Here is a 3,136-nt window from a genome sequence, read left to right on the forward strand (position 1 = left end):
TACGACCCCTACGACCCCTACGACCCCGTACGACGCGGTCACGGTCGGCATAGAGATCCCGGAACGTCCGCGCTGTGCAGACCCGCGCGCTCGGCGCGCTCTCAGGTCTGATTGAGCGCCGCCAGCAGCCGGCGGGCCGCGGCCACGCGGCGAACGGCGGGCCCGGACAGCGCGTCCAGCGCGCATTCGGGGTCGGCCGGCGGCCCCATGTGCCCGCAGCCGCGGGGGCAGCCCTGGATCGTGTCGGCCAGGTCCGCGAAGGCCAGCAGCACGTCGTCGGGCTGGATGTGGGCCAACCCGAACGAGCGGATGCCCGGAGTGTCGATCACCCAGCCGGAGCCCTGCAGGGGCAGCGCGAGCGACTGGGTGGACGTGTGCCGGCCCCTGCCGATCTCGGTCACCTCGCCGACGGCCCGCGCCGCGTCGGGCACCAGGCGATTCACCAGCGTCGACTTGCCGACCCCCGAATGCCCCAGCAGCACGGTGATCGTGCCCGCGAGCAGGTCCGCCACCGCCAGCAGCGGGTCGTCGCGGCCCGCGACGACCACCGTCAACTCGAGGTCGACGAACTGCTCGGCGAACGGCTCCGGCGGGGCGAGGTCGGTCTTGGTCAGGCACAGGATCGGCTTCAGCCCGCCGGCGTAGGCGGCGATCAGCGTCCGGTCGACCAGGCCCGTGCGTGGCGGCGGGTCGGCCATCGCCACCACGATCAGCAGCTGGTCGGCGTTGGCGACCACCACCCGTTCGGTGGGATCGGTGTCATCGGCGGTGCGCCGCAACACCGTTCGCCGTTCCCCGCGGCGCACGATGCGGGCCAGGGTGTCCGGCCGCCCCGACAGATCGCCGACCAGGTCGACGTCGTCGCCGACGACGATCGGGGTGCGGCCCAGCTCACGGGCCCGCATCGCGGTGACCGGGCGACCCGGGTCGCCGTCCAGCACGCATCCCCAGCGGCCGCGGTCGACGCTGATCACCATGGCGGTTTCGGCGTCGGCGTGCTCCGGACGGGTCTTGGTTCGCGGCCGCGACCCCCTGCCGGAGCGGACCTTGACGTCGGACTCGTCGAGATCGCCGCGCCTCAACCGCCGGGCTCTTCCCCGATTGCCCGCTCGCCGAGCATGCACGCCCACAGCTGCGGGAACTCCGGCAGCGTCTTGGTGGTGGCGCCGATGTCGTCCACCTCGACCCCGGGCACCCGCAGCCCGACGATCGCGCCGGCCATCGCCATCCGGTGATCGGCGTACGCGCGCCAGCTGCCTGCGTGCAGCGGGGTCGCGGTGATCACCAGCCCGTCGGGCGTCTCGGTGCACTCGCCGCCGAGGCGGTTGATCTCGGTGCGCAGCGCGGCGAGCCGATCGGTCTCGTGGCCCCGCAGATGCGCGATGCCGGAGAGGCGCGACACTGATCCCGGGGCGGCCAGCGCGGCCAGCGCGGCCATCGTCGGCGTCAGCTCGCCGACGGCGCGCAGGTCGACGTCGAAGCCCGTGTAGCCGGCCGGCCCCCGCACCTCGAGATGCGAATCAGATTGTTTGACAACGGTATTCAACTCACCCAGGACCGCCAGGATGTGACCGGCCGGTTGCACGCTGGTCGCCGGCCAGCCGGGGATCCGCACGGAGCCGCCGGTGACGACTGCCGCGGCGAGGAACGCGACGGCGTTGGTCAGGTCGGGTTCGACCGTCCAGTGCCGCGCTGCGACCGGGCCCGGGGGAACTCTCCAGCGGTTCGCCTCGGAGCAGTCGACGTCCACCCCGGCCTGCCGCAACATCTCCACGGCCATGGCAATGTGCGGCGCCGACGGCAGCGCCGCCCCGGTGTGCCCGACGGTCAACCCGTCGTCGAACGACGCCGCGCACAACAGCAGGCCGGACACGAACTGCGACGACGCCGACGCATCAATGGCCACGGTGCCCCCGGCAACCGCCCCGCCGCCGTGGACCCGGAACGGAAGCCCGGTGCCGTCGATCCGGACGCCGAGGCCGCGCAGGGCCTCGAGCAGCGGTGCGATGGGCCGGGTGCGGGCCTGCTCGTCGCCGTCGAACTCGACCACCGAATCGGCCAGCGCGGCCAGCGGCGGGACGAAACGCAGAACCGTGCCCGCCAGGCCACAGTCGACCCGGGCGCCGGAAGCCGGGGCGACCCGCCCGCTCACCGTCAGTTCGGATGCGGCACCGTCGACGTGTAGGCCGAGGGTGCGCAGGGCCCCGATCATCAGGTCGGTGTCGCGGCTGCGCAGCGCTCCGCTGATCGTCGAGGAGCCCTGACCCTGCGCGGCCGCCAGCGCGGCCAGCATCAGCGCCCTGTTGGTCTGCGACTTCGATCCCGGCACGGTCACGGTCGCATGCACCGGCGCGGTCGCCAAGGGGGCCGGCCACGGCTGGGTGCTCACCGGTACATCATTGCCTGCCGCCGGTTCTGCCACCATGGGAGTCATGTGCGGACGGTTTGCGGTCACGACGGATCCGGCACTGCTGGCCCTGAAGATCAATGCGATCGATGAGGTCACGGCGACGGCGGGGGGTGCGGCGGGGGGTGCGGCGCACAACTACGTGGCGCACAACTACGTGGCGCCCAACTACGTGGCGCCCAACTACAACGTGGCGCCCACGGCCGGCATCGCCACCGTCGTCGCGCGGCACAGCGAGCCCGACGACGAGCCGACTCGCCGCGTGCGGCTGATGCGCTGGGGGTTGGTGCCGCCGTGGGTCAAGGCCGGTCCCGACGGGGCACCCGAAGCCAAGGGCCCGATGCTGATCAACGCCCGCGCCGACAAGGTCACCACCTCGCCGGCGTTCCGGTCGAGCGCCAAGGGCAAACGCTGTCTGATCCCGATGGACGGCTACTACGAGTGGCGGGTCAACGACCCGAAGGCGGGCCAGAAGTCGCGAAAGACGCCATTCTTCATGTTCCGCGACGGCGGGGAGCCACTGTTCATGGCGGGGTTGTGGTCGGTCTGGAAGTCGGCCGACGACGCGCCGCCGTTGCTGAGCTGCACGATCATCACCACCGACGCGCCCGGAGAACTCGGTGAGATCCACGACCGGATGCCGCTGGTGGTGCCCGAACGCGATTGGGACCGCTGGCTCGACCCGGACGCCCCGGCCGACGAAGATCTGCTCGCACGGACGCCCGACGT

At 72.3% G+C, this 3,136-nt stretch carries 3 protein-coding genes; 1 reads left to right on the plus strand and 2 read right to left on the minus strand.

The window, feature by feature from the left end; all coding sequences use genetic code 11:
- Positions 1 to 101: 101 nt before the first annotated feature.
- The gene (rsgA, locus tag ACOJVU_RS12315) at positions 102 to 1,082 is read right to left on the minus strand and encodes a ribosome small subunit-dependent GTPase A (protein ID WP_421530035.1); all 981 of its coding nucleotides are present in this window, start codon (positions 1,080 to 1,082) and stop codon (positions 102 to 104) included.
- On the minus strand, positions 1,079 to 2,389 hold the full coding sequence (gene aroA / locus ACOJVU_RS12320; protein ID WP_421530036.1) for a 3-phosphoshikimate 1-carboxyvinyltransferase: 1,311 nt from the start codon (positions 2,387 to 2,389) through the stop codon (positions 1,079 to 1,081). Before aroA ends, rsgA begins: the two co-directional genes overlap by 4 nt.
- 43 nt (positions 2,390 to 2,432) lie before the next feature.
- Between aroA and ACOJVU_RS12325 the strand changes: the two genes are divergently transcribed.
- Positions 2,433 to 3,136, plus strand: a 704-nt coding sequence (locus ACOJVU_RS12325) for an SOS response-associated peptidase (protein ID WP_421530037.1), incomplete at its 3' end; no start/stop codon positions are given.

Origin of the sequence: Mycobacterium sp. THU-M104 (assembly GCF_049197365.1) — a bacterium.
Taxonomy (GTDB): Bacteria; Actinomycetota; Actinomycetes; order Mycobacteriales; family Mycobacteriaceae; genus Mycobacterium.